This window comes from Bacteroidota bacterium (genome assembly GCA_039821555.1).
In the GTDB taxonomy this organism is placed as follows: domain Bacteria; phylum Bacteroidota; class Rhodothermia; order Rhodothermales; family Rubricoccaceae; genus JBCBEX01.
This window is the reverse complement of the sequence record JBCBNX010000067.1, coordinates 1-623: the sequence shown is the minus strand read 5'-3', so window position 1 is coordinate 623 and position 623 is coordinate 1. Positions and strand designations below refer to the sequence as shown.

Sequence of the window (623 nt, the reverse complement as noted above, 5' to 3'; positions counted from 1 at the left end):
CGCACGCGCACGCTCATCTTCGACGTGAGCGACCTCGACGACCCCGTCTACGTCGGCGCCTACCTCAGCGTGCTCTCGACCTCCGACCACAACCTCTACATCCGCGGCAACTACGTCTACCAGTCGAACTACGAGAGCGGCCTGCGCATCTACGAACTCACCGACCTCGCCAACGCCGAGCTCACCTTCACGGCCTCGTTCGACACCTTCCCGTCGGGCAACCGTGTGTCCTACGGGGGCCAGTGGAGCAACTACCCGTTCTTCGAGAGCGGCCTCGTCATCGCCAACGACCAGTCCAACGGCCTCTTCGTGCTCCGCTCGCCCGTCATCAGCCCCACCGCAGGCGAGCCGACACCAGACGATGCCGTGCGCGGCCTCAGCGCGGCCTACCCCAACCCCTTCCAGCAGACGACCACGCTCACGCTCGCGCTCGACCGCAGCGAGGACGTGCGCGTGGCGGTGTACGACCTGCTGGGCCGGGAGGTAGCGCGGCTCTTCGAGGGCGCGGGCGCGGCGGGGTCGCTGCTGACGCTGACGTTCGACGGGGCGGGCCTGTCGAGCGGGACGTACGTGGTGCGGGTGGTGGGCGAGACGTTCGCTGAGACGCGCCGCCTCACGCTCGT

General features: G+C 68.7%; 1 protein-coding gene. It reads left to right on the top strand.

Features of this window, described 5'->3' with window-relative positions; genetic code table 11:
* Positions 1–623: choice-of-anchor B family protein (locus AAFU51_18875; GenBank protein MEO1573307.1), on the top strand; the 623-nt coding region annotated here is incomplete at both ends.